Origin of the sequence: [Borrelia] turdi (assembly GCF_030439285.2) — a bacterium.
GTDB classification, from domain to species: domain Bacteria; phylum Spirochaetota; class Spirochaetia; order Borreliales; family Borreliaceae; genus Borreliella; species Borreliella turdi.
The window spans coordinates 705,382-729,907 of sequence record NZ_CP124018.1 but is presented as its reverse complement, the minus strand read 5'-3'; the positions used below and the strand labels follow the sequence as shown (position 1 = coordinate 729,907).

Genomic DNA, 24,526 nt, shown 5'->3' with positions numbered 1-24,526 from the left:
TACCATAATATAATAAATAAAAAGGATCTTTAATGAAAAAATTGATTTTGATTTTTGCACTATTTCTATCTCAAGCATGCAATTTGAATACAATACACCCAATAGATACAAAAGAAGATATGAAAATTCTATATTCAGAAATTGCTGAATTGAGAAAAAATTTGAATCTAAATCACCTAGACATAGATGATACTCTTGAAAAAGTTGCAAAAGAATATGCTATTAAACTAGGTGAAAATAAAACACTAACTCATACACTTTTTGGCACCACACCAATGCAAAGAATACACAAATACGATAAATCCTTTAATTTAACAAGAGAAATACTAGCATCAGGAATTGAACTTGAAGGAGTAGTTAATGCATGGCTTAACAGCCCAAGCCACAAAGAAGCTCTTATCAATAAAGATACTAATAAAATAGGTGGCTATAGATTAAAAACAAATAACAATATAAATATATTTGTGGTTCTTTTTGGAAAAAGAAAAGAGAAGAATTGACACCATTAAAGATTATACTGTATACTACTTATTAGTAAAAGGGCTCATAGCTCAGTTGGTCAGAGCGCCTGCCTTACAAGCAGGATGTCGGGAGTTCGAATCTCTCTGGGCCCAAAAATAACCTAAACTTCAATTATTTTTAGTTGCAAGACTAAGTTTATTTTATAATTTTTAATTATGTTATTAAGCTCTTTTTTAACTGTATTGGCTTTTTCTTGACTTTCAAAAAGAAAAATAAACGCTCCTCCTTTACCAGAGCCACTTAACTTTCCAGAAAGAGCGCCTAATTTAATCCCCCTGCTTATCAACCAATCAAGAGTATCATTAGACAACCCCAAATGCCTTAAACAATAATGCGCAACATTCATTTCATTAGCCAAAGAATATACATCCTTATTCTTAAAAGAAATATAAGCATTGTCTACAACAAGACCAAGCTTTTCAATAAAACCAAATAGATCAGCATTAAATAATAACTGTTTTTTTAAATTAACAACTATTTCTTTAGTTGTAAAATCTCTTTTTATAGCTCCAATTAAAAAATAAAAACCAGAATCTTTTAATTTTCTTGAATTAAAAACATCTTCTTTTTTCTCTAAATAAAAGGTTCCACCAAGATCAATTAGTCTAATATCCATTCCAGAAGATTTGCCATGAAAAATATTTTCAATTTGATTTGCCAATAAAATTTTATTACAATCCCTATATTCAAAATGACTTGTAATATATTCTGCAAAACACAAACTAAGACTAGCAGAAGAACCAAGACCAACTCCAATAGGAATTTCAGAAAGAATAGTAAACTCAATCGGATTAACTTTATTGTAATTTGAAACAATAAAGCTTATAAGGCTATTTAATTTAGTACTAGGTTTTCCCAAATATTTCCAATTTTTAGACACACTACAAATAAGATCCATATAAATTGGAACTGTAGCCCCAATAACTGGAAACCCATAAACAGCACTATGTTCCCCTAAGAACAATATTTTAGCGGGCTTTCTTATTCTTAACATTTATTGCTTTCAAACTTAATGCTTTCATGCTCTAAAACAATTGGAATAATTTTTGATAAATCAAAAGCTTTAATATTAGGTCTATAAACTAAAAAAGTTTCGTTTCCGGCTCCCAAAGCTTTAATCAAATCGCATTGATCTCTAAGATGCTCAAAATTTGAAGGCAAGGCTGCAGAAACTCCTATTGCCTCTCCTATTTCCAATCCTAATTCTTTAGCTCTTCTTAAACTAGAAATTAATTTGGAGTTAGAAGTACCAACACTTAAAACAAGTTTTTTTATCTCCAAATTGCATTTCAATATCAAATCTAAAATAGAATTTCTATGTTTATTGTATTCACAAATAGAAGCGGTGGTTTTAACGGCTTTCAAACCTTGCATCAAATAAAAATCATCAAACTCAACAATGCCCAGCTGCCTGCATTTAGGAGTAAAACCGCCTTCAAACTCAACAACACCTCCAAAAATACTAGTAGCAATATCATATCCGCTACCCATCCCTCCTTGAGAGTGCCTGTAGGCCTCTAAACAATATTTAAAGATTTCATTCTTATTAACAACATTAGTAGAATTGTAAATTAAAAAAAGACCACACACTATACCAATAGCAACAACAGCGCTTGAACCAAATCCCTTTTTAGTTCCATCATTAAAGAAAAAATTACTTGTATCAATGTAAACATCATATGCAAAGCTTTCTAGATTAAAAAAATATTTTTGACTCAAGTAAGAAAACATTTTAAAAACAAAATCATCTCTATTTTCTATTAAAGAAAAATCGTCTATCTCTTTCTTTTTGCTAAAGAAACGCCAAAAATCGCTCTTTTTAAAAGAAAAAAATGCTCTCTTGTTAATCGCAATTGCCAACCCCAAGCCCTTTTCCTCTAAAATAGTATACTCCCCCATTAAAAGCAAATTTCCAGGCACAGAAAAACTAATCAAATCCATTCTAAGTCACGCCCAACCTTTGAAACAATAAAATTAATGCCAGTAAAATTTTGCTTAAGTCTTTTTAAAATAGTATTTAAATTTTTTTCCAAACAAAGAAACTTTACCTGGGGGCCTGCATCCATTGTCTCAAATACAAAAATTCCCTCATTTCTCAAATTAGCAGCATATTTAATTAAATCTATTGTACTGCTTTTAAAATAAAAAATAGAAGATGCAAACATTAAAGCAAACATATTTTGATAACTTTTTACAACATTTGCTCCAAAGTGTATAAAATCTTTTTTTAAAAAAAAATATAAAGCATCTTTAAAAATCTTTTTACTAGAGGCAATCCAAGCATCATAATAAAACTCATGAAGTTTACAAATATTCATTGCAACTCTTGAAGACAATTCTTTTTCATTACTATCAATTACGGCAAATATTATGCGTAAATCATTAAAATAAGATCGATCCCTTAATTGAAAAGATTCTTTTGAACCTTCTTTTAAAATGGTAAACCCCCCATAAATAGCCCTTGCTGCAGAAGCTGATCCTACTCTTGCAAGACTAGATGCACTGCTAAAAGAATATTTATTAAAATATTTCAAAATACAAGCAGCAATAGAAGCAAAGCCTGAACTAGAACTTGCAAGGCCCGCTGCTGTTGGAAAATTGTTTTCACTTTTAATTTTAAATCTAACATTCGGCTCACTAAGAATTTTTCTTGCATAATCAAAAAATACCTTTTCTCTATTTTGCAATACAATTGGCTTTGAATTTAAAATTATTTCATCTTGATCTGAAAGTTCAAGCTCACTTATTGAATAAAACTTATCAACACTAACAGCAAGACTAGAAGTAGCGGGGATGTTTAAAAAAATATCCTTCTTACCCCAATATTTAATTAAAGCTAAGCTTGCATTAACTTTACACTTTACCTTCATTCTCTAACCTTATTTTCTTTAGAATTTTAAAAGCAAAATCAAAAGAATAAATATCCACTTTTTGCATTTCTAATAATAATTTGTCTTTCTCAAAATCAGAAATATTATATTTCATCTTTAAAAAGTAGAGTATTTTATTAACATGCAATCTCATGTGACCCTTTTGAATTCCGTTAAATGCAAGAGCCCTTAATGCAGCAAAATTACTGGCAAGTCCAACACAAGATAGAATACCCATAAATTCAGTCTTACTGCTTACATTCATAATTCTAAAACTTAAAATTGAAGCTTCGCTAAAAGACGTAACCCCGCCTTTAGTTCCAACTTGCAAAGGAATTTCAATTTCTCCAACCAAAGCATTATCAATAGTATAAAATTTACTAAGAGGAAGATATTTGCCGCTTTTTGAAGCAAATCTGTGAACAGAAGCCTCAAGTGCTCTTGTATCATTAAAAGTAGCAAGACACATCCCCGTAATTCCATTCATAATACCTTTATTATTAGTAACAGCTCGCTCCTCTTCGTAAAAACCTATACTAGAAATAAGTTCAATTTTTTTCGCCAAATTAAAAGAATCCTCTTTACTTGATAATAAGTGCTTAAAATCTAAAACAAAACAAGCTTTGGTTGTAAATTCACTAACATCATTGCTTAAAATTTTTAAAACACACTCATATCCAAACTCTAAAAAAATACATTCTGCTACACGCTCTGCAATTGAGTTTAACAAATTAGCACCCATAGCATCACAAGTATCCAAATAAAGATTCAATTTCTGAATACCAAGTTCTTTAATATATTTAGTTGACAATCTCTTAAATCCACCTCCCCTTTGATTCATATTGGATAAAAGAGGTTCAATCCAAGTCTTGATTTTATCGCCAAGATTAACAAGAATTTTACTTAAGTCTTTTTCCGATTTTATATAAATTTGAGAAATTCCCAACACTTCACTCAAAGAATAACTCAAATTAGCATTTTCAAGGGTTTTTGCTGCAAAATTCAAGGCAGCAATAACAGAAGATTCTTCTGTTGCAATAGGCAAAGAATAGTATTTACCATTTATTTTTAAATTTTTTACAATTCCAACAGGAAAAGATAAGTATCCAATATAATTTTCTATCATATTAAAAAGAAAATCTTCATTGGTATTATTATAAAAAAAATCATTAAAAGATAATCCTAAAAAACTTTTTATCTCTTTCCTTTTTTCTAAAATACTTTTATGTCTAAAATTTTTACTAAGTTTCATAAAACTGCTTAAAGACTCCAAGCTCAGTAAGCAAATAGCTACTCAAAAAATACTTATTATTTTTAAATTCAGACAAACTTCTGCTTCCACTTAAAAACATAGACATTTTTAAAACATGCTCATAATCAGAAAAAAGACTAAATACGGCATCTTCTCCTGAATTGTAAAAAGCTCTAAGAACAACAGCTGCAACGCCTATAAGTTTAGCTCCAAGAGCAATGCCTTTAGCAATATCCATGCCTGTCTCATACCCACCAGATGCAAAAACATTGGCCTTTAGAGAATCATCAATGCTAAGCAAAGTAAAAATCGAAGGAATTCCCCAATCAGCAAAACAAGATGCAATATTTAGATTATTGCCCCTCATGCCTTCTACTAAAACCCAATTAGTCCCTCCACTACCCGCAAGATCAATACAAGAAACACCAAGTTTAAATAACTCCTTAACATCATTTGGTGAAATTCCAAAACCTGTCTCTTTGACAATTAATGGAACACTTAAAAAGTCGGACAATTTGGCTATTGATTCTTTTATTCCTTTAAAATTCCTCTCTCCATTAACATTCATTAATTCCTGCCCTGCATTAAGATGCACAATAATTGCATCAACTTCCAATCTCTTGATCATTTCAGCTATCCTAGAAATACCAAACTCAACAATTTGAACAGCACCAATATTGGCAAACAAAGGAATATTGTGGGCATACCTTTTAAGGGTAAAATCTTTTATATACTCCGGATACTTAAACAAAAGCTTAAAAGAACCTAAACCAATAGGAATTTTTAAATAATTTGCAATCTTAACTAAAGATTTATTAAAGTCATTCCCTTCTTTACTGCCTCCTGTCATGGAAGAAATAAAAACAGGCATGCTAATATTGTATCCAAATATTTCTTCTTTTATGTCTATCTCAGAGAAATTAAAATCGCTCAGAGCATTATGTTTTAGCTTAATAAATTTTAAAAAATTACAGCTGCTTTTAACATTGTTCTTATTTAGACAAATCTCAATATGTTTTTTTTTATTTTCTAATATATTAGGCTCGATACCCATAAACTCGGTATCCGTCATTCCTTAGTTCTTTTAAATAAAATCCTCTGGATTCAGCAGGAACTATTTTATTTTGAAAGAAATCTTTATATTCTTCAAAATTTGCATTATTTCTATTTTTTATAAGTCCATCAAGATCCCATGATTTAACAACATCAAAAGCACTTTTTTCAATGGTAAATTCATAAACAATCATAATATTGCCAGATCCATAAGAACAAAATAATATTTTTTCTCCTGTAATATCCTTCTTGGAAAATACTCTTTTTAAATAAAATGCTAAAGATAAAAAAATTGAACCCGTATACAAATTTCCCACCTCCATAGCAGCTTCAACTCCATCGTAAAAATCTATTGACTCTAAATAAGTATTTCTAACAGATTCATCATCACTATAATATTTTTTTAAAATATAATGCATTGAATCTATTGGCATCTTAGCAAAAGGAACATGTAAAATAAACCTATAATTAGAAAATAAATCTTTCATATTAAGTTGCTTTTTGAGAGCAAAATCTCTTAAAGCATTTTCATTTGCATTATTGTAACATTCAACTGAATATTGACCGCGCACCTTGGCCTCAACACTTCCAAAGGGCCTAAAAAAATCATCAACATCATCGGTATAAACTCCAAATTCAGATAAATTGATAGAAAGTAGCTTTGGATTTTTTTCAACAAGCATTGCAGTTGCACCAGCTCCTTGAGTAATCTCAGCTGTAGTAAGATTGCTATAGTGCGCAATATCTGAAGAAAAAACTATACCATATTCAGAATTATTAGAATGACTTAGAACACTTGCTACACTGTGCAAAGACATAGCAGCGCCAGCACATGCATGTTGAACTTGAAAAGTTAAAAAATTATTCCCCAGACAAATGCCAGACTTCTTTAAAGCTCCAAAAACATAAGAAGAAATTGACTTTGAATGATCAACACCTGTTTCAGTTCCGCCTAAAAGTATTCTAATTTTACTCAAATCAAGATTATTGTTGTCAAAAATAAGCTTAACAGCTGAACTTGCCATGGTTACACTATCCTCATTGGGGCCTGTAAATCTAAAACCTTTTTGCAAGGTTGTATCTATTGCTCTATTGATTTTTTTAAAAAAAACTTCATTAGAAGAATATAAAGGATTCTCCAAAAGAACAGAAAAATCTAAATAATTTAAAGGTAAAAAAATCCTAATATCACTAATGCCTATTTTCATATATTCCTCAATACATTAATGGATTTAAGTTATTATATTATAATTTACAAAAATTAGCAAAATATTATATAATAAAACCTAAAAAGGGAAATTTATGAAAATAGCCGTACTTTTATCTGGAGGAGTTGATAGTTCTGTTGCCCTTTATAGAATTGTAAACAAAGGATATACAAGTATAAAATGCTACTATTTAAAAATTTGGCTTGAAGATGAGCTGTCTTATATTGGAGACTGCCCATGGCAAGAAGATTTAAATTACGTTGAAGCTGTATGCAACAAGTTTAATGTACCATACGAAATAATAAACTTTCAAAAAGAATATTATAACAAAGTAGTAAGCTATACTATTGAAGAACTAAAAAACGGCAATACCCCAAGTCCAGATATTTTCTGTAATCAAAGAATAAAATTTGGAGCATTTTTTGAGAAAATCAACGAACAATATGATTTGGTTGTCACAGGACATTACGCTAAAATACAAATAAAAGAAAAAAAATTCTTACTAAAACAAGCCAAAGACAAAATTAAAGACCAAAGCTATTTTTTATCTCATCTATCTCAAAAACAAATGTCAAAACTATACTTCCCCTTAGGAACATTGCTTAAAAGCGAAGTGCGACAAATAGCTAAAAGTATAAATTTGCCCAACAAAGATAGAAAAGATAGTCAGGGCATTTGCTTTTTAGGAAAAATCAAATATAACGAATTTGTAAAATATCATCTTGGCGAAAAAAAAGGCAATATAATTGAAAAAGAAACGGGGAAAATAATAGGAATTCACAACGGATATTGGTTTTTTACAGTTGGACAAAGAAGAGGAATAAAACTTAGCAACGGACCGTGGTTTGTCATAGAAAAAGACCTAGAAAAAAATATTATATATATCTCCCATAACGAGAATTATTTAAAACAAGCAAAACGCAAATTTTTAGTCCATGAAATACATTGGATAAATGGCATACCTTCAAATTTTGAAAATTTCAAAATTAAAATAAGACATGGTGAAAAGAAATACTCGTGTAAATTAAAACTTATCACAAATAACTTAATTGAAATTGCTTTAAATAAAAAAGATCATGGAATATCCTCAGGGCAATTTGCAATCTTTTACAAAAATACAGAATGCCTGGGGGGTGCTAAAATTTTTAAAATAATAGAATAATAATCAGCCAAAAAGTTAGAGAAGATTTTCTTAAGTCTTCCCTTACTTTTCAATCTTAAAGTAATCAACAGATTCTTTTAAATCTTTTACACTCTCTAACATCTTTTCAGACATTGCAGAAAGTTCCTCACTACTTGAAGCTGTAGTCTGAACTAGCTGACTAACCTGTTCTATTGCATTTTTAAATTGCTCTATCTGAACGCTTTGCTTAGAACTTTCATTAGAAATATTTTTTACAAGCCTAGCCGTTTGCTCCATACCAGGAACTATTTGTTCAAAATTTTCCCCAGCACGACTTGCAACAGTTAAGCTTCTATTTGCAATATCAATAATTTCTCTTGCTGATTCCTTACTTTGATCTGCAAGCTTTCTAACCTCAGCGGCTACTACTTCAAATCCCTTACCTTTTTCTCCTACTCGTGCAGCCTCAATTGAGGCATTTAAAGCAAGCAAATTAGTTTGTCTTGTTATCTCATCAATAATTCCAATTTTTTCAGTAATTACAGTCATTGCCTCAATAGCTTTAACAACAGATTTATGCCCTTCTTTAGTTCTCTCATTAGTATTAACAGCAATTTTTTCAGTAGTAGCTGCATTATCAGTATTCTCAGAAACACCTTGTGATATTTGCTCAATATTTGCCGTCATTTGCTCTAAGGTAGAAGCCTGTTCAACAGCACCAGAACTTAAATTTTGGCTTGCATTGGCTATTTGAATTGCATTTTCATAAAGATAATCTAGGTTTTCAATAACCCCCTTTGCAACTGAGGAAAAATTGGTTCTCAATTGCTCAAAACCTTTGTACAAGCTATACAGCTCTATAGTACCCCATCTACAAAAATTAATATCAGCGGTAAAATTACCAGAAGCAAGTCGCTCAGAATATTCTAATATCTTATTCAAAGAAGAGCTCAGCTTTTTCACAAGATAAAGAGTTACAATAGCAAGAATAAGCAATGTAAATACGAAACTAATGCCTAAGATTAAGGATGTAACTCTAGACATGTAATGAAAATCATCCTCTGAGGTCCTCATTAAAAGAATAAATTTATTATTAGACAAGTTTAATGACACCTTTTGACTAATTCCCACATATTTTTTACTGGTATTAGGATCATAATAATAAACAGTTGAAATTTCTTTATTTTTTTGCAACAAATCTTCAGAAGTTTTCTTAAGAATATTGGCATAAGAAGCACTAAGGTCAGTTAAAACATCACCTGGAAATACTGTATGATGAACCAAAAATCTACCTGTAGCATCATAAGCTAACGCACGGCCGCTAGAGAGTATTCCAAAATTAATACCTCTAAAAGACCTATATATATAATCCAATGAATAAAAAAACATAAAATAACCAAAAATATCGCCTGTACCAAAATCTCTTAATGGTATCCCTATTAATATGTAAGGAATCTGGCCTTTTTTATTTTTTATCTTGGAAATGTTTTTAAGTAAAGACTCCTCAATAGACCCAGAATCTGCCAACATAACAAATGAATTATAAACAATGCTTTGAGACTCTTTAAGTTTTGTAAAATATTCTCTATCTCTAATAGACTTGCCAAAATCACTATTATCTTTAACAGCTGTAGTAAAAACTATTTCACCTTCTTTGTTTGTAACCATCATATTGCTACCAGTTTGAACAATTATTTCAGATTGATCTGAAATAAAGCCCAACCTTTTAGATCTAATCTTGCTAGCCCTATTAAATTTTTCAGCAGAATTAAAATACATGGAACTAACCCTAACTTTCTCTTCCATTGAAGAAATATAAAGGTTAAAAGAACTTTTAATGTTTCCAATAAGATTTATCATAAGATCAAACTGCTGATCTACCAATTTACTATTAATTAACATTCCAAACACAAAAAACAATATTGATATAAAGAATGCTATCAGAATAAGAACAAGTAGCAACATCCTAACTTTTAGCTTCATACTAACACCTCTTTTACCAAAAAATAAATTCTAAAACTCTGAAAAATCATCATCAAAATTCAAATCCTTATCAGCAATATCTATAGCTTTTTTAGGATCAACTCGCTTATTAATAGTTCTTACAGGAGTCTCATCCTCAATACTTAAATGGCTATTATGCCCAGTATTATTTAAAATCGAAATTCCATTACTTTTAAAATTTTGATTTTCATCTTTAAAAGAATTTTCAGGACAATCCATTAACCTGAAATCATAATTATCATCATCTTCTAGATTTTCAATCTTAGAATCTTTAATTTTGAAAAATAATACAGATTTTCTGAGTTCTTTAGACTTTTCTAGCATTTTATCGGACATACTAGAAAGTTGCTCACTACTTGAAGCTGAAGACTGAACAACTTCTCCAACCTGGTCTAAAGCCATTTTAAATTGAGCAATCTGATCACTCTGCTTAGAGCTACCTTCTGAAATCTTTTTAACAAGATTAGCTGTTTCTTCTATTTCTGGCAACATTTCTTTAAAGATCACTCCAGCTTCAGTTGCTATCTTAGAGTTATCTTCGACCAACTCTCCAATCTCAAGAGCCGAAATTTTACTAAGATCCGCCAATTTTCTAATCTCACTAGCTACAACAGCAAACCCCTTTCCTTCATCACCTGCTCTTGCAGCTTCAATAGCCGCATTTAAAGCAAGCAAATTAGTCTTTCTGGCTATTTCTTCAATAACACTAACTTTCTCTACAATATCTTGCATAGCAATAACAGATTCTTCGACAGCCTTGCCACCTACCTGGGAACTTTCATTTGTCTTTAAAGCTATTTGCTCGGTTTCATAAGAATTATTTGCGCTCATATTGACACCTGACGCTATCTGCTCAACATTAGCTGCCATTTCTTCAAGAGCAGATGCCTGCTGTAACGCACTAGAACTTAAATTTTGACTTGAACTGGCAACTTCTAAGCTTGCTTTATTTACATAACTAATATTTCTCAAAACACTTGCAATTGCTACAGAAATAGCTTTTTTCATTTTCACAACCTGAAGACTTAACATACTAAGCTCATCAGAAAAATAATCACTATCATCAAGACCCTCAAGAGCATAGTCTTTAGCTAAATTCCCCTTGGCCATATCCTGAACTAAAACTCTAATTGCATTTAAACGAAAACTAATAACCCTATCTATTCTCGCCAAGAGAACCATGCTTAATGCAATAACACCTAAAACAGAATATAAGATATACTGAAATCTTAAGCTAGATATTACTCCGTAAATATCTTTATAAGGAAGCCTGGCTATAAGTATTCCGCTTTTTTCTCCTAATTTACTAGTTATGGGTAACAGTGTATAATAACACTCTTCTCCCATTTCGGTAAAAAATATTCTATCAATAGTATAAACTGCCACTTCAGTAGGCGTATTTGATAAAAGAGGTGGCTTAGAAAAAACATCTTTAAGAACATTTAAAAATTTAGAACTAACCCTGCCAATTTCATTGTATTCTTCAAAAGGATTAACTGCTATATTATTAGGATCTATATAAATAAAATTGCCTCTTTTATAAAAACCAAATCTAAATCTATCAAAACTATCTGCTAAAACATCATTAAGCAAATATCCAGCCAAATATCCACAAACGAGTTTATCTTCTGGAGAGTATACAGGCACAATTATTGCAAAAGCCTTTTTTTCGCTTTGTCTAGACCTAATAGCAACCTCTGCGGATATTCCTTCAGAAAGATTTGAATACCAGCCTATAAATTTTAATTGTTTTTGCTTATAATCCTCAATCGCTTTTTTAAAATAATTAGTATTAGCCTCAGAATGTCCAAAATCCATATTATTTTCATGCCTTGTACTAACAATTATTCTCCCTTCAAAATCAAAAAATGCAAATTCTTCAAAAAGGGTATCATTTTTAAGATTAATCATAAAATTGTATAAATATTGTCGATATTTTTTATTAACCTTTACAGAATCAATAACAAATTTTGAATTTTTTCTTAAATCTACCAATTCAGACTCAGAGAAATCTTTTCCTTTATTCTCAGAAATTGCGAATTCTGATATGGTTTCAAGCGCCAAATTAGAAGCTGCGCCATTGATTATAACATACAGAGTGTCTAAAAAAGATTGCGTAGAAAAAGCGGCTCTTCTTAATTGTGCCCTTGTAAGTTGCTTATAATAATCCTCCAAATAGCCGCATAAAACAAAATTAAAAATCATAGAAAAAAGTAACAGTATGAAAATTAAAGACAATAATAAAAATCCAACAAACCTGTACTTAAGCTTCAAAAGCATAATAAACTACCTCACAAATCATCTACTTATTTAATTAAACTCAAGACCAAAAGGGTATTAAAAAAATAATACAGCAAAAAATTAAAAACTCTTGAAAAATTAAAAGAATTTTCACAATATGCAAAACAAATTATAAGCTATTATTGAATTTTAATGCTTCTTATAAGGTACTCCTAAGAACTTAGGAGCATAATTCTTTTTTGAAAAAAAGATAAGACTTAAAATAACAATTAAATATGGAATAATAACTAGTATTTTAGGAGACATTATTAAAGATAAAAAAGGCGATTGAGCCAAAACAATTGTCAAGGTTTTCACAAATGAAAACAAAAAACTGCCCATTAAAATTCCCAAAGGAGTCCATTTCCCAAAAATTAACATTACAATGGCAATAAAACCTTGCCCACCTGTAACCCCTTGCACATAACTTGATGCAATCACAGTTGTAAGAATAGCACCTGAAATCCCCGCTAAAAAACCGCTCAAAAGAACACAAAAAAATCTAATTTTATTTACACTAACTCCAACAGACTCTAATACCTCTGGATTTTCACCACTAGCATCAATTCTAAGCCCAATCTTAGTATATCTGAAAATAATATGAAACAAAACCACACCTAGCATTGCAATGTATACAGAATATCTTTTACCAAAAATTTGGAATATAAAAGACGTTTTACTTAAAATTCCATCAAAAAGTATCGGCAACTTTATTTCTATAAGCGGAGTTGAAATAGAAGAAAAAATCAAAGTGCCTATAAAAACAGCAATAGCGGGTCCTAAAAAATTAAGCGCCATTCCGGTTATAATTTGATCTGATTTTAAAAAAATTGTAAAAACAGCGTGCAAAATAGCAAGCGCAAGCCCCGATAATCCACCAACAAAAATTGAAAATAATGGGGCATTTGTAAAATATGCGACTGCAGCTCCTGAAAATGCTCCTACTGTCATCATTCCTTCAAGTCCAATATTAATAATTCCACTTTTCTCACTTATAAGCCCTCCCAAGCCAGCTAAAATTAAGGTTTGAGAATTTATTAAAGTTTCACTAATTAAGAATATTATTATACTTGACACCCTTAACACCTTTTAAAAAGATTTTATTTAAAAAATAACTAGCAGAAATTACAAGAACAATTATTCCCATCATTAAAGATACAATTGAAGATGGAAGGCCCATTAAACTTTGAACCCTACTGCTTCCATAAAGCAACATAGAAAAAAGAATACTAGAAAATATTATGCCAATAGGGGAATTGTTTCCTATCAAAGAAGTAGCTATCCCATTAAAACCAATTCCTTCCATATAAGAAAGCTTAAATATAGCTTTATTAACACCCATAATTTGAACAGCTCCGGCAAGACCCGCAACAGCTGCTGAGAGAAACATTGAAAAAATTAAAACAGCTTTTACATTAATACCCATACGCCTTGAAGCCTCAATATTGTTTCCTATGGCATTTATTTTAAATCCAATAATAGTTTTATTAAGCAAAAACCATATTAAAATAGCAAAAATTATACCCAAAATTATTCCAAAATGAAGAGGCGCTTTTAAAAGCTCATTAACAAAAGGATGAGAAGATCTATAAGCAAGACCTTCTGGTGAAAGCTTCCAAGAACCTAAAAAATCAATAAATGCACTTTCTTTAATGGACTTTGAAAAGTCGCTATTATCTCTTTTAATAAAACTAAAATCTAAGATTATATTATTTAAATGAAATAATATCCAATTAAACATTATTCCTGAAATCACTTCGCTAATATTGAATTTAGCTTTTAGATATCCAATTAAAATTCCCAAACTACCTGACGCTAAAAAAGTAATAACAAAAATAGAAATTACATGTAAAATTGGTGGCAAATCAAGCAAAATCGATGCTATTAAAGCAACAATAGATCCTAGTATAAACTGGCCTTCAACTCCAATATTGAAAAGACCTGTTTTTAAAGAAATAGCAAAAGAAAGGCCTGTAAAAATCAAAGGGGCTGCATAACTTAAAACATAGCCTAAATGCTTGGGAGATGAAAACATAATCTCTAGTATTATAAAATACATTCTAAAAGGAGAATAACCAAACACCATCACTACTAATCCAACAATTAAAAATCCAACAACCAAAGCAAAAACACTAACAAATGCTGAAGAATTCAAAAATTTCAATATAAATTTACTGCATACGTTTTTACTAATACCCATTTAACTTAAACCTATCATCATTTTGCCAATAACATCAATATCAAAATTGTCCTCTAGAATACCCACTATCCTTCCATCGTGCATTACAGCTATTCTGTCGCAAACATTAACAAGTTCATCAAGTTCAAAAGAAACTAACAAAACAGACCTCCCGGCATCTCTTTGCTCTATTATTCTTTTATAAATATTCTCAACAGCTCCAACATCAAGACCTCTTGTAGGCTGAATAGCTAAAAGGATATCTGGCTCTAAACTAACCTCACGAGCAATAATAACTTTTTGCTGATTGCCTCCAGATAAATACTTTACCTTATTTAAAGTATCTCTTGGCCTAATATCAAAATAATTTATAAGTTGATTGCTTATTTTTTTTAAGATATTAAGATCAAACCCTACAAATTGTCTTTTAATAAAATTGAAAAAATTAAATTTTAAATCACAATTGCTCTTTGAATAATTTTTTTTAAATCCTAAATAATAAGGATTATCAAAGCTCTTAAGCCCAATATTTTGCATAACACTGAATTCTAAAATAAGACCATGCCTTTGCCTGTCCGAAGGAATATTGCCAATTTTTTTATCTATTATTTGCTTAATAGTTAAACCTTTTAAAGATTCTAAACTCCCTGAAGAATTTTTTTTAAAAATATCGCCTTTAAATATGCTTTTCAAACCTAAAATTGCATCAACTAAATCTTCCTGGCCACTTCCCTCAATACCTGATATCCCAAGAATTTCACCATTTCTCAGATTAAGATTAACATCTTTAACTTTTAAAACACCCCTCTCATCTTTAACGCTTAAATTTTTTATTTCAAGAACATTAAAATGATTGTTAAATTGAATTTTAGATGAACGAAGCGAAATCTCTTTACCTATCATTAATTTTGTAAGATCCCTGTCATCAATCTCAGAAATATTAACAGTTTTAACAATCTTCCCAAGGCGAATAATTGTACAGCGCTTTGCAATAGACCTAATTTCTTTTATTTTATGAGTAATAAGTATTACAGTATGACCCTCTTGGGTGAGAACCTTTAAAATATTTATAAAATCATCAACTTCGCTTGGAGCAAGCACTGCAGTAGGTTCATCAAAAATAATAATATCTGCATTTCGATAAAGAACTTTCAATATTTCTATTTTTTGCTCCATGCCAACACTCAAATTTTTAACCTTTTTCTCTAAATCTATCTTTAAACTATACTTTTCTGAAAGATAATTTATTTTTTTTCTAGCCTGTTTGTAATCAAGAAAACCAAATTTTGAAGTTTCATACCCTAAAATAATATTTTGAACAGCAGTAAATTGTGGAATTAACATAAAATGTTGAAAAACCATTCCAATCCCATTTCTAATAGCCTCGCTTGAATCCTTAAAGCTTACTTCTTGACCTTTTAAAATAATTCGACCGCTATCTACTTGATGAATCCCATAAATAGTCTTCATTAAGGTAGTCTTTCCAGCACCATTTTCTCCAAGAATAGCATGAACTTCGCCCGCTTTAAATTTAATAGAAACATCGTCATTGGCAATAAAATTACCATACTTTTTTGTAATATTTTCTAATATTAGTATATCTTTTTCCATTAAACTTTAAATCCTAATAAATATTAAACATGAATGGCTTACAATATTTTATTCTAATGAAATATAATAAAACTTAAAGTTTATATTTTCAATAGTATTTTTGGATTTCAATAAACAAAATAAATTATTCATAAAGATTGATTTATATAGGATTGATTTATAGAAGATAAAAAATGCTTAAAACATAAAACTTAATAAAGAGAGCAAATAAATGCTAAAATAAAAGAATGATTAAATTATTATAAAAGGGAGTACTATGAAAATCAAAGCCTGCATTTTTGATATGGATGGAACCCTGGTAAATAGCATTATGGATATTGCATTCTCAATGAATTCTGCTCTTTCAAACTTGGGATACGATCAAATCGAACTAAACAAATTCAATGCTCTTGTTGGTAGAGGATTTGACAAGTTTGTAATAGACACTCTAAAGCTATTATCTCTTGAATATAATAATCTCAATTTAAAAGACAAGCTTTACAAAGAATTTGTAAAAGAATATAATAAAAACCTTTCATCTCAAACACAACCATACAAAAACATAAAAACACTTCTAGAAAATATGAATAAACTTAAAATTCCAATTGGAATTTTAAGCAATAAAAACCACGAAGAATTAATAAATTTAGTAAAAAATATTTTTGAAAATATATTTTTTTTTGAAATCAGAGGTTATTCTAAAAAATTTTTACCAAAGCCAGACCCTAAAAATGCTCTTGACATGATATTAGGGTTAAATGTTTGCAAAGAAGAAATTGCATATATTGGAGACAGCGATGTAGACATGCTAACTGCAATAAACGCTGGATTTATACCAATAGGGGTTTCCTGGGGATTTAGAGGTGTCCAAGAATTAAAAGAAAATGGAGCAAGGCACATACTCTATAAACCACTTGAACTATTGGAACTAATCAAATGAATGCAAAACCATATTTCCCTTACCTATATCATTACCTATTCAATCATAAAAGCATAAAAAGTTTATCTGCTATAGAAAAAGAAATTGAAATGCTCAACTATTTAAAAGAAAACAAAAAAACTATTGCTACATTCATTAAGAATGATTTTGAATCAGAAGTAAAAGATCTAATTCAATACATCAAAGATAAAACAGATATAATGATTACGCCATTTGTTTTGTCTGGTATTGAAGCTATTGATTTTAACATTGTAAAGCCTCTTTTTAGCAAAGAATTAACAAAAAACGACTTAAATTTGATATTTAACTTCGTTAAAGTCAACTCATCTTTAAGAAAAGAATTCTTTTATAATTTTAATACTATAAGCAATGGATATATTACATTTTACATAAACAAACTATTTGAAGGAAAAAATTCCTATACAATATATTTAATACAAAAGGAAAATAAAGCCCTTTGTTCATCAGACATTATAAAAAATTATATAAAGATATTACTTCTCTTAAAAGTATTAGTAATTAAATACTGTTTTGAAAAAGGAATAGAATTAACTACCAAAAATATTGAATCGACTTCAAAAGCAATAAGCAATGATACTGATTTTCTAGATGAAAAAACAGCCAGGCTCATAATTGAAAGCTTTTTTAAATATGAGATTTTACAAACAATGTCTCCAATCTCAACATTAATTGCCATTTTTTCAGCTAGAGCAAGAATTCCAAAATATAAAAACAATCCGATCAAAGGTTTTATTGGGTATGATGAAAGTTGGTTTTCAATAAAACAATCGGGCTCTAAAGAGTATGATTCAAGAATAATTAAAGAATTATTAGAAATAGCCAAGGGAAATAAATGGTAAAAAAATTTTCGATTTTCTTAAAAGCAATAATAATTTTTTCAATATTTGAACTTTTAATCGAAGAACTCTCAATAATTCTTTTTTTACCATACAAAATACGATTTGCATTAATATTTCTTGGTTTTCTATTTGACACAATTTTTATTTTTATTTTTTTATACAAAATAACCAAGGCTTACCTTTCTAAAAGATTAGAAATTTATGTTAGAAACAATCTATTCTTCGATATAATCCACTGCCTTATCCCTTTAATATTTTATAGTTCATATCAGCTTAAAAACATAATTGTGGCCCACGAAACCATATTAAATCCAATAATGCTATCACTTTTCAAACTAAGATTTTTAAGACTTCTTAGGTTTAATGACCTAATAATAGAAATCTATTACAATTCAAAAGAAAAAAACTTAATACTAATAGCATTTGCCAGAACATTTTCAATGAGCTTGTTAATACCATTTACATTTTTTATAATAATATCAAGCTCAAAAATTGGAAATTCAATACCAGAAAAACAAGAATTTAATATAATTAAAAATATATCAATAATAAATGAAAAAGCTTACATTAAAGAAAAATATCCTTTCATCTTAATAATCAAAGAAAAAGAAGAAATAATATACTCAAAATCGGACGAAATTTTTGTTTACTATAGTCCCAGTGAATACAGAGTAATAGAAATAGAAAAAACAAAATTTTATATAGATAAATATTTGCAAAGAAAAAGCGATTCTATTCTTGGAATTTTTCTATTTACGTTGTTTGCATCATTTACTATTTTTTTAATGAATTTTTATAAATTTTTTAAAGCAAGCTTTTTAAATCCTATTATTTTAATGACAAAAATTTTACAAGACCCATTAGAGTATCGAAAAATTCAAATTCCTTTTACTTTAAGCGAAGAAAAAGTATATGAACTTGCAAAATCATTTAACAATCTTTTACTAAAAGAAAAGCTAAATTCAAAGCGAAAAAGCAAAATACCTTTAGAAATTGAAAAAGTAAAAAAAATAATTAATAAAAACGAGGAACTACAATGAAAATTCAAATAATTGCAATGCCACTTATATTGTTATATTTTCCACTTAATGCTAGACTTTTAAACATCTCAATTGAAAAAAAAGTAAAAGAAGAAATAAAAAAATATTCATCTTTTAATTTAATTTTAGAAAAAGAATACTATACCGATTTTCCAACAAGCGAAATAGAAAAAAATATTTATAAACTAACCGAAAATTTTGTAAAAAGCATAATACTCAACAAACCTGACTATAACTTGTTAAATTCAAACTACAAGGAAGCAAATAAATATTTAATTCAAAGCGAGCTTATTGATAACAAATTTTTAAAATATAAAATATTTAAAATTAAAAATATAAATGGAATTTTTAAAAGTTATTCACTAATATACACAAAAAAAGGATTTTATAAATTAGAACTTTATATAGAAAAAAATACAGAACCTATAAAAATATTCAATCTTAACATTACTTATTTTTTAAAGAATTTAGATAAAATAAGTAATGAAATGATTTTTTCTTTAAAAGAATGAAAATAATAAAATTAAAGCTTACACTAATTTCATAAACAATTTATTTAACAAATACAGACATTACTCTTTGAAGAACCTTTGCCCTATCCAACGGCTTAACAATAAATGTTTTTGCTCCTTTTATTAAACAATCTTTAACTAATTGTTCTTTACCTAAAGCCGATATCATTATTACTCTAGCATTTTTATCAAATTCCATAATATTAGAAAGACAAGTTATTCCATCCATTTTAGGCATGGTAATATCAAGAGTAACAATATCAATATTAGGATAATGATTCTTGTATTTTATCACAGCCTCTTCCCCATCAGCTGCCGTATCAATAATATTAAAACCCTCTGATGTAAAAATTTGCGTAAGCTGCTTTACGGTAAAAACAGAGTCATCAACAATTAAAACATTAAAAGGAATACCTGTATCATAATTAATTCCCCTAGGTTTAGATGAAGAATCTGCGGCAATTGTAGTCTTTTGAATCATATTAACCTCTCTTTTTTAATAAAAAGAATTTTTTTCATATCAAACCCTCTCTCTTATTGCAATATTAACTTCTATAATTTTACCATCAGGCAAAGAAAAAGGAACAATTAAGGCCTCAGAACCTTTATTGCTTATTTTCATATTTTCTCCATAAATAAAAGCTGGTGGGGTTATATCAAATACAAAACCTTTGGCATGCAAAGTAGTGACAAAATTTCCAGCAATAATGTTGCCAACCTCGGTAAGAGTTGCAGCGACCATCTCTTTTGTTTCCTCATCATCAAAATTATCATACTCTTCAAAATTTAACTTAGAAGCAACAAAAAGAGCTGTTTCTATATCCATATCAATAATTATACTACCCTCAACAGACCCAGCAAGCCCTACTATTACAGAAACACCTTTTATCTTTTGATTTATTGATTTAAGCCCCGGCTTACCCATTTCTATATTCTCAACAAGTAACATATCCCTTAAAACCGAAGAAGCGGCATCCAAAAATGGCTCTATATAATCTATTCTCATTAATTTCTCCTTTAGACTTTCCTGTACAAGTTAAAATATTTTGTGGATTTCTCTTTTATAAAAACATCATTATTTTTAAGCTCTTCGTTATCTCCTAAAACCAAAAGAGCTCCTTTGATAGTTTTAGAAGCGATGATATTTAAAATCAAAACTTGATCTTTACTGTCCAAAAAACATAAAACATCTTTTAAAAAAACCATTCCCAAATTATCAGGCAAATCTGAAAAAAGAGCATCAGAATATTCAAACAAAACACTATTTAAAATTTCTGATTTAAATTTATAAAATCCAGGACTTTGTTCAAAAGAGTTCCTACGATAAATTTCACTAATGCCAATTTCTGACTCTGAAAAAATCAACCTAGAAGTTTCAACAACTTTTGATAAATCATTATCAATAGCTGTCAATTTAAACGGTTTTAAATAATATTCAGACAAAGCGTTAACTAGCGCCATAGTCTCCTTTCCACTACCACAACCAATCTCCAATACATTAAAAATAGAATTTAAATTATCCATAAAATCTAAGCGATTCTTAACAATTTCATTTTGAAATTCTTCCAAACAATCAGCTCCCCACAAATTTCCCGATGATTTTGAATAAAATTCATTTAAAAAACTATCGTAAGGCAAGCAATCAGTATCAACCATATTAAATTTTACTCCAACTTTTTCTAAAAACACATCATTTACTAAAGAAGCATTAAACGAGTATTTCAAAAGATTTCTTTTAATATCCTCCAAATTAAAAGTTGCAATATTATTTAAAGTTAAATTTTCATTGCTATTACTATTTTTTGAAAAGCTATCATTGGAAAAATTACTTTTACAATTCTCTAGTATATTTAAATCATTAAAGCCGCTTACAAAATCGGTGTTTTCAACAGAATTTTGATTAGATTTTATTCTCCCCTCTTCTTCACCATAATTAAAAACTTTAAAAACATCAAGGAGTATATAAAGTTTTTCATTATAATCTACAACGCCTTTTATATAATTTATTAAAGAATCCTGAGATAAAACTGGATGTGGATCTTGAATAAGGCTAGAATCTATTGAAAAAACATTATTAATCTTATCAACAATAACGCCTATAAGAAGATCTTCATTTTTTAAAACCATAATATCTTCAAGATCTTTTTTATTAAATTCCAAATTAAACATTATTCTAAGATCTATAATAGGAATTATTTCACCTCGTAAATTATCAAGCCCAGCTACATATTTTTTAGCATTTGGCACATAAGTAAAATTACTAGATTTTCTAATCTCTTTAACCTGCATAATGTCTACTAAATAATGATCCGATCCAAGCTCAAAAGAAACAACCTTAAAATCGAAATTGGTCAATTTAGAATTACAATTTTTATCATCTAAAATTTTAGGTCCAAAATAAATTTCTTTTATCTGCACAAGAGATTCACTCCTTAGTATCCTTTTTTAAATCAAAAAGTTTAAAAACATCAATTATTAATACAACCTTACCATTGCCAAGCGTAGTAGCTCCGACTACACCTGTAGTTGCTGAGAATTTATCCTTAATAGGCTTTACTACAAAATCTTCCTCACCAAGAATAGAGTCTACAACAATTGCGGTCTTTATATTGTTAGTATTTACAACTATTAAAAATTTCTCTATTAATGAATCATCTCTTATTATATTAAAAAGTTTATCAAGCCTGAGAACAGAAATGATTTCGTCTCTTAAATTATAAACTTCATGATAATTTTCAAGCAATTTTATATCATGCTCAGTTATTCTATGAGTTTCAAGAACATTATTCAAAGGAATAACATAAGTCTCAGATCCCGACTTTACTAAAAGACCTTGTATAATTACCAATGTCAATGGTAGTTTAATTTTAAAAATTGTTCCAATACCAATTTCTGATTCTACTAAAATAGTTCCATTAAGCTTTTCAATGCTTTTTTTCACAACATCAAGACCAACCCCTCTACCTGAAAGGTCTGTTACTTGAACTGCTGTTGAAAATCCGGGAGCAAAAATTAAGTTAATAAGTTCAAAATCAGAATAAACTGCATCTTCTTTTATAGTCCCCTTTTCAATTAATTTGCGCTTAACAACCTTTGGATCTATACCAACACCATCATCTTCGATTTCAATTGATATTACATTACCCTCATTCCTAGCACGTAAAATTATAGTACCTGCTTTGTTCTTCCCCTTTTTAATTCTCTCCTCAACTGTTTCAAGTCCATGATCCATTGAATTTCTAACACAATGCATCAAAGGATCTACAAGATCATCTATAACAGATTTATCAAGCTCAGTCTCTTCTCCTTCCATTTTAAGATTTACAATCTTGTTCAATTTCTTTGAAAGATCTCTAACGACTCTTGTAAACCTTGAGAATATATTAGATATTGGCAACATTCTAGTCTTTAAAACACTCTCATGCAAATCTGTAATTATTCTGGATAATCTCCCAGAAGTCATTTTAAAATTTTGAAGAAGCCTGAAAAAGGAATTTCTCAATTCTGATATATCATTAAGAGCCTTTTCCATTTTAAAATTCATCAAAGAATTAATCTGAGATTCGACCTCATCTTCTAATGTTAAGCCTATATCTTTAAAAATTATCTTTAAATCAATTAAAAAGTTTCTCTGAAAACTTTCTTGATAATCATAAAAATAATTAAAATTATAAAATAATGTAATCATTTCTGAATTTATTTGATTATAAGATGATTTGCTTATTACAGCCTCACTGACAAGATTTAATATGTAATCTATTTTTTTACTATCTATTCTAATTAAATTAACGCTAATTGGACTGTTTTTTTTAATACTTTTATCGGCCTTAAAAGGCACTTCATCGTTTTCTTTTAGATTTACATTTTTAAAAGATTCTAAATCAACATTTTCAATTTCAAAATGACTAACAACATCTGGCAAATTAATCTTTTTAGCAATACTGTCTTCACTAACATTTGATATTAAATAATATATAACAAAATCAAAAAACTTATCTGCCAATAATTCACTAGAATCTGGAATAGACTTAAAAATTTTCCCAAGACTTTTTAATGCCTGAAGCATTTGAAAACCACTAATAGTAGACATGGGATTGTCTTTTACAAAATTTAATCTAACTTTAAATAACTTTTGATCTTCAATCTCAAGAAATAAATCAGAAATTTCATTCTCTGTAAAATCAAAACCATCATTTAAAACATAATTAGAATTTAAATCAATATCTTCAATGCCTCTGTGTTCAAGCTTTTTTAATTCTTCTTTTACATTAAATTCTTCAACCAAATAGCTTTCAATTAAACTAGAGGCATCTAAACTTTTTTTCACGACCTCTATATCTGAATATATCAGATAATAATCTACTCTTGTTAAAAATTTATCTTCGATGATTTGCTCATATTTAGGAATTGTATGTAACACAGACCCTAGATTTTTTAAAATATTAAATATCTTAAACCCACCATTTTCAACTTCAAAATCATTATTTGCATTAAAAATAACACTGATCCTTAAAACCTTTTGTCCAATTCCTAGCCCCTCTCTTATCTCCTCAAAATCTAATTTTGAAAGACAAAAATCGTTTTTAGTTTTAGTTGAATTTTCATCAAACCTCTTAAGATAAGCTTGGTCGTCAATTACTAAAAATTGCTTTAATTTGCTCTTAAGATTACTTATATCGTTCAAATAAACCTTGCCATCAAGGCGAAGTGCAAGCATTTCCTTAATAACATCTAATGAATTTAAAAGCAAATCAATAAGATTGTTGTTTATATTTATTTTATCATCTCTAATAGCATCAAAAACATCTTCGACAATATGAGTAAAATCAGATAGCTCCATCATATCAAGAGAAGCAGAGCTTCCTTTTAAAGTGTGAGCTGCCCTGAATATTTCATCAATAGTATCAGAATTATTAGGATCATCCTCTAATGACATAATATTCTCTTCAAGGATATCTACAAGATTTTGAGCCTCTTCAAAAAAAACTCCTAAAAGCTCTTCATTTTCCAAATCTAATATTTCCATACCATTTCCTATTAACCTTATATATATAAAGCTAACCTTTTAGGTTAGCTTTATATATTAATTTAAA

The 24,526-nt window shown here is 28.9% G+C and carries 21 protein-coding genes and 1 tRNA gene; 7 read left to right on the top strand and 15 right to left on the bottom strand.

Annotation, left to right across the window (positions count from 1 at the left end; genetic code table 11):
• Positions 1–32 precede the first annotated feature (32 nt).
• On the top strand, positions 33–500 hold the full coding sequence (locus QIA31_RS04010) for a BB0689 family surface lipoprotein (protein WP_301394341.1): 468 nt from the start codon (positions 33–35) through the stop codon (positions 498–500).
• A gap of 40 nt (positions 501–540) precedes the next feature.
• Positions 541–614: transfer RNA gene (locus tag QIA31_RS04005), tRNA-Val, on the top strand.
• Positions 615–622: 8 nt separating this feature from the next.
• On the opposite strand, the gene mvk is transcribed toward QIA31_RS04005, so the two are convergent.
• From mvk to QIA31_RS03975, 6 genes are read right to left on the bottom strand one after another with little or no spacing between them, the layout of a single operon-like run.
• Positions 623–1,516, bottom strand: coding sequence for a mevalonate kinase (mvk, locus tag QIA31_RS04000; RefSeq protein ID WP_301394340.1), 894 nt, complete (start codon positions 1,514–1,516; stop codon positions 623–625).
• Positions 1,510–2,463 carry a GHMP family kinase ATP-binding protein gene (locus tag QIA31_RS03995; RefSeq protein WP_301385838.1) on the bottom strand — a complete coding sequence of 318 codons (954 nt, stop codon included), beginning with the start codon at positions 2,461–2,463 and terminating at the stop codon, positions 1,510–1,512. Before QIA31_RS03995 ends, mvk begins: the two co-directional genes overlap by 7 nt.
• Positions 2,454–3,392, bottom strand: a complete 939-nt coding sequence (mvaD, locus tag QIA31_RS03990; RefSeq protein ID WP_301394339.1) for a diphosphomevalonate decarboxylase — start codon at positions 3,390–3,392, stop codon at positions 2,454–2,456. Before mvaD ends, QIA31_RS03995 begins: the two co-directional genes overlap by 10 nt.
• On the bottom strand, positions 3,376–4,644 hold the full coding sequence (locus QIA31_RS03985) for a hydroxymethylglutaryl-CoA reductase, degradative (RefSeq protein WP_301394338.1): 1,269 nt from the start codon (positions 4,642–4,644) through the stop codon (positions 3,376–3,378). The genes mvaD and QIA31_RS03985 overlap by 17 nt, the downstream gene beginning before the upstream one ends.
• Positions 4,634–5,698, bottom strand: a complete 1,065-nt coding sequence (gene fni, locus QIA31_RS03980; protein WP_301394480.1) for a type 2 isopentenyl-diphosphate Delta-isomerase — start codon at positions 5,696–5,698, stop codon at positions 4,634–4,636. The genes QIA31_RS03985 and fni overlap by 11 nt, the downstream gene beginning before the upstream one ends.
• A complete protein-coding gene (locus tag QIA31_RS03975) occupies positions 5,682–6,905 on the bottom strand; it encodes a hydroxymethylglutaryl-CoA synthase (RefSeq protein WP_301394337.1) in 1,224 nt (407 codons plus the stop codon). Before QIA31_RS03975 ends, fni begins: the two co-directional genes overlap by 17 nt.
• A 94-nt stretch (positions 6,906–6,999) precedes the next feature.
• On the opposite strand from QIA31_RS03975, the gene mnmA reads away from it, so the two are divergent.
• A complete protein-coding gene (gene mnmA, locus QIA31_RS03970; protein ID WP_301394336.1) occupies positions 7,000–8,067 on the top strand; it encodes a tRNA 2-thiouridine(34) synthase MnmA in 1,068 nt (355 codons plus the stop codon).
• A gap of 42 nt (positions 8,068–8,109) precedes the next feature.
• Here mnmA and QIA31_RS03965 read toward each other — a convergent pair whose 3' ends face one another.
• From QIA31_RS03965 to QIA31_RS03945, 5 genes are all read right to left on the bottom strand, one after another.
• Positions 8,110–10,011 (bottom strand): methyl-accepting chemotaxis protein, encoded by a 1,902-nt coding sequence (locus QIA31_RS03965; RefSeq protein ID WP_301394335.1) that lies wholly within the window; start codon positions 10,009–10,011, stop codon positions 8,110–8,112.
• A 30-nt stretch (positions 10,012–10,041) separates the two neighbouring features.
• Positions 10,042–12,312 (bottom strand): methyl-accepting chemotaxis protein, encoded by a 2,271-nt coding sequence (locus tag QIA31_RS03960; RefSeq protein ID WP_301394334.1) that lies wholly within the window; start codon positions 12,310–12,312, stop codon positions 10,042–10,044.
• Between the two features lie 150 nt (positions 12,313–12,462).
• Entirely contained in the window at positions 12,463–13,389 is a 927-nt protein-coding gene (locus QIA31_RS03955; protein WP_301394333.1) for an ABC transporter permease, read from the bottom strand.
• Positions 13,361–14,512, bottom strand: coding sequence for an ABC transporter permease (locus QIA31_RS03950; RefSeq protein WP_301394332.1), 1,152 nt, complete (start codon positions 14,510–14,512; stop codon positions 13,361–13,363). Before QIA31_RS03950 ends, QIA31_RS03955 begins: the two co-directional genes overlap by 29 nt.
• Positions 14,513–16,102, bottom strand: coding sequence for an ABC transporter ATP-binding protein (locus QIA31_RS03945; protein ID WP_301394331.1), 1,590 nt, complete (start codon positions 16,100–16,102; stop codon positions 14,513–14,515).
• A gap of 256 nt (positions 16,103–16,358) precedes the next feature.
• On the opposite strand from QIA31_RS03945, the gene QIA31_RS03940 reads away from it, so the two are divergent.
• The 4 genes from QIA31_RS03940 to QIA31_RS03925 are packed head-to-tail and all read left to right on the top strand — an operon-like array spanning position 16,359 to position 19,433.
• A complete protein-coding gene (locus QIA31_RS03940) occupies positions 16,359–17,021 on the top strand; it encodes an HAD family hydrolase (RefSeq protein ID WP_301394330.1) in 663 nt (220 codons plus the stop codon).
• On the top strand, positions 17,018–17,881 hold the full coding sequence (locus QIA31_RS03935) for a hypothetical protein (protein ID WP_301394329.1): 864 nt from the start codon (positions 17,018–17,020) through the stop codon (positions 17,879–17,881). The genes QIA31_RS03940 and QIA31_RS03935 overlap by 4 nt, the downstream gene beginning before the upstream one ends.
• A complete protein-coding gene (locus QIA31_RS03930) occupies positions 17,875–18,921 on the top strand; it encodes a hypothetical protein (RefSeq protein WP_301394328.1) in 1,047 nt (348 codons plus the stop codon). Before QIA31_RS03935 ends, QIA31_RS03930 begins: the two co-directional genes overlap by 7 nt.
• Complete coding sequence (locus QIA31_RS03925; RefSeq protein ID WP_301394327.1) at positions 18,918–19,433, top strand: hypothetical protein; 516 nt, start codon at positions 18,918–18,920, stop codon at positions 19,431–19,433. Before QIA31_RS03930 ends, QIA31_RS03925 begins: the two co-directional genes overlap by 4 nt.
• A gap of 40 nt (positions 19,434–19,473) precedes the next feature.
• On the opposite strand, the gene QIA31_RS03920 is transcribed toward QIA31_RS03925, so the two are convergent.
• Genes QIA31_RS03920 through QIA31_RS03905 form a run of 4 tightly spaced genes read right to left on the bottom strand, consistent with a single transcriptional unit; the run spans position 19,474 to position 24,459 of the window.
• The gene (locus QIA31_RS03920) at positions 19,474–19,914 is read right to left on the bottom strand and encodes a response regulator (protein ID WP_002557259.1); all 441 of its coding nucleotides are present in this window, start codon (positions 19,912–19,914) and stop codon (positions 19,474–19,476) included.
• A 39-nt stretch (positions 19,915–19,953) separates the two neighbouring features.
• Positions 19,954–20,439 carry a chemotaxis protein CheX gene (locus QIA31_RS03915; RefSeq protein WP_075552324.1) on the bottom strand — a complete coding sequence of 162 codons (486 nt, stop codon included), beginning with the start codon at positions 20,437–20,439 and terminating at the stop codon, positions 19,954–19,956.
• 11 nt (positions 20,440–20,450) lie between these two features.
• Positions 20,451–21,851, bottom strand: a complete 1,401-nt coding sequence (locus QIA31_RS03910) for a CheR family methyltransferase (protein WP_301394326.1) — start codon at positions 21,849–21,851, stop codon at positions 20,451–20,453.
• 7 nt (positions 21,852–21,858) lie between these two features.
• A complete protein-coding gene (locus QIA31_RS03905; RefSeq protein WP_301394325.1) occupies positions 21,859–24,459 on the bottom strand; it encodes a chemotaxis protein CheA in 2,601 nt (866 codons plus the stop codon).
• Positions 24,460–24,526 lie beyond the last annotated feature (67 nt).